The sequence below is a fragment of the Moorena sp. SIO2C4 genome (assembly GCF_010672485.1).
Lineage (GTDB): Bacteria > Cyanobacteriota > Cyanobacteriia > Cyanobacteriales > Coleofasciculaceae > Moorena > Moorena producens.
In genome coordinates this window covers 1-3045 of record NZ_JAAHGN010000933.1, presented here as the reverse complement: position 1 = coordinate 3045, position 3045 = coordinate 1, and the positions used below count along the sequence as shown (strand labels likewise).

1 pseudogene is annotated in these 3045 nt (G+C 47.7%); it reads right to left on the bottom strand.

The features are described from left to right. Window positions 1–39: 39 nt before the first annotated feature. Window positions 40–2934, bottom strand: a pseudogene (locus tag F6K20_RS31615) (WD40 repeat domain-containing protein); the annotation flags it as partial. Window positions 2935–3045 lie beyond the last annotated feature (111 nt).

Below are 3045 nucleotides of genomic sequence, written 5' to 3'. Positions count from 1 at the left end.
TTTTGTGGTTGGGCGCACACCGAATTTTAACATCTTTCCCTATACGATGTTTTTGCCATCTGGGCTAAAGGCCACGCTAGTGACATTTGCGTTGTGTTCGGTGAGGGTGTGCAGGTGTTTGCCTTTGAGATTCCACAGTTTCACGGTGTTGTCCCAACTAGCAGAAGCGATAGTCATGCCATCTCGGCTAAAGGCGACGCTATTGACAGGTTCGCTATGTCCAGTGAGGGTGTGCAGGTGTTTGCCTTTGAGATTCCACAGTTTCACCGTGTTGTCATCACTAGCAGTAGCGATAGTCATGCCATCTGGGCTAAAGACGACGCTATTCACCCAATTGCTATGTCCGGTGAGGGTTTGCAGGGGTTTGCCTTCTCGATTCCACAGTTTCACCGTGTTGTCATCACTAGCAGTAGCGATAGTCATGCCATCTGGGCTAAAGACGACGCTATTCACCCAATCGCTATGTCCGGTGAGGGTGTGCAGGTGTTTGCCTTGGTGATTCCATAGTTTCACCGTCTTGTCCCAACTAGCAGTAGCAATAGTCTGGTCATCTCGGCTAAAGGCCACGCTAGTGACATCTGCGCTATGTCCAGTGAGGATGTGCAGGTCTTTGCCTTTGAGATTCCACAGTTTCACGGTGTTGTCCAAACTAGCAGAAGCGATAGTCATGCCATCTCGGCTAAAGGCCACGCTAGTGACAGGTTCGCTATGTCCAGTCAGGGTGTGCAGGGGTTTGCCTTTGAGATTCCACAGTTTCACGGTGTTGTCATCACTAGCAGAAGCGATAGTTTGGCCGTCTGGGCTAAAGGCGACGGTTATGAGATATTGGCTATGTCCGGTGAGGGTTTGCAGTACTTTGCCTTGCAGATTCCACAGTTTCACGGTGTTGTCCAAACTAGCAGTAGCGATAGTCATGCCATCTGGGCTAAAGGCGAGACTAGTGACATCTGCGCTATGTCCAGTGAGGGTATGCAGGTGTTTGCCTTTGAGATTCCACAGTTTCACGGTGTTGTCCCAACTAGCAGAAGCGATAGTTTGGCCGTCTGGGCCAAAGGCCACGCTAGTGACAGGTTCGCTATGTCCAGTGAGGGTGTGCAGGGGTTTGCCTTTGAGATTCCACAGTTTCACAGTCTTGTCCCAACTAGCAGTAGCGATAGTCATGCCATCTCGGCTAAAGGCCACGCTAGTGACAGGTTCGCTATGTCCAGTGAGGGTGTGCAGGGGTTTGCCTTTGAGATTCCACAGTTTCACGGTGTTGTCAAAACTAGCAGAAGCGATAGTCATGCCATCTGGGCTAAAGACGAGGCTATTGACAGGTTCGCTATGTCCAGTGAGGGTGTGCAGGTGTTTGCCTTGTAGATTCCATAGTTTCACCGTCTTGTCCAAACTAGCAGAAGCGATAGTCATGCCATCTGGGCTAAAGGTGACGCTAGTGACAGGTTCCCTATGTCCAGTGAGGGTGTGCAGGTGTTTGCCTTGTAGATTCCATAGTTTCACGGTGTTGTCCCAACTAGCAGAAGCGATAGTCATGCCATCTCGGCTAAAGGCCACGCTAGTGACAGTATCAGTATGTTTATCCAGGCTATTATACTGGTTGACGCCATAGAGAGATTGCTGCAACTTAGCGATCACTTGTATTCTAGTATCACCTTTTACCCTTTTTGTCTTTTGGAGTTTTCCTACTGGCCTTAAACTCTCTTTTAGAGCATCAAAGGGTTGCTTTGAGCTAAACAAGAGTTCTGAAGATTGACTCAGGGCTTTAATTTCACTTTCTTCTGCCTTTCTCGCCTGTTTACTAGACTCCAATCCAAAAACCGTTGAAACAACTGTCCCCAATACCAACACAGCAATAAACCCTGCCACCCCTAACCAGCGGTTACGGGTCATTTGCTTGTGCTTGTGACGGCTGACCTCAATATACTCCTCCGCCAGCCCATTCAACATCCCCAATTCACCATACTTTCTTAAATACTCCTGGGCTTCTATTAACCTCCCCCCAAGCAACAGTAAACCGGCATCATCACGCTTCTTTCCCTTCTCTTGCCATTCAAGCGCCGCCGCTTCCAGCTTGCGTTCCACCACCATCCCCTCTGTGTAAGTCTGCTTCCACTCCAGCAACCTTCCCCAGTGGCGAATCAAGGCTTCATGTACCACATCCAAAACCACATCCTGGGAATTTTCTTGATGACTTCTAGTAATCAAGCGGTTGTCTGAACTGGCTAAGGTCTGGCTAACAGCATCGAGCAGTTCTAAACTGTGATGAGAATTGACTAACTCCCCCAGGCGTACTCGTCTACGGGTATCGAGAGTCTCTCCCACTTGAGTTAATTCCAACAACAAACGCCTAGCCACAGTTTGTTCTACCTGGGAGAGACTATCAAATACCTGATTTGCCTTCTTTTCCAGAGTTCCCTCAATTCCCCCTAACTGTTGATAGGTTTCTAACCGTAAAAACGTTTCCTGCTGCTGTCTTGACTGTTTCCATAATTCCGTCAGAGTATATTGGAGCAGGGGAAGGCTACCTGGATAATCTTCGACATCGTTAATCAGTTGCTGTTTTAATCTCCCCTCAATCCCTAATCCTACTAATTCCGCCGGTAGTGCGATCGCTTCTTCAATTTCCTCATGGTTCAAGTGGTCAACATTAATTAATGGTCTATTAATCTTCTCTACTAATTTAGGATACTCTCGCAACCGCCCCCGAAAGTCAGAGCGCATGGCAATTAAAACAATTAAATTGTCTGTATTCTCGATTAATTCAATTAAACCGTTAAAGAATTCCTGGCGTTGGTCAGGTTGAATCATAGTGAAGCACTCTTCAAACTGGTCAATAATCATGACCATCGGAGTTTTACTAAAATTCTCTGGCTGGGCGTTGCTGATGGGAATGCCCCCTAAATCCCCCAACTTTGGGGGACTTTGAAAGTTTTGTTCCTCTTCAACTCTCCTGCATTTCCTGTTCCTTGAGCTTGAGTAAACAAGCCGCTGGGTAACCGACCATCGGCATCAGTACCAATCACTTGAACCTTTTCGGAGGCATTCACT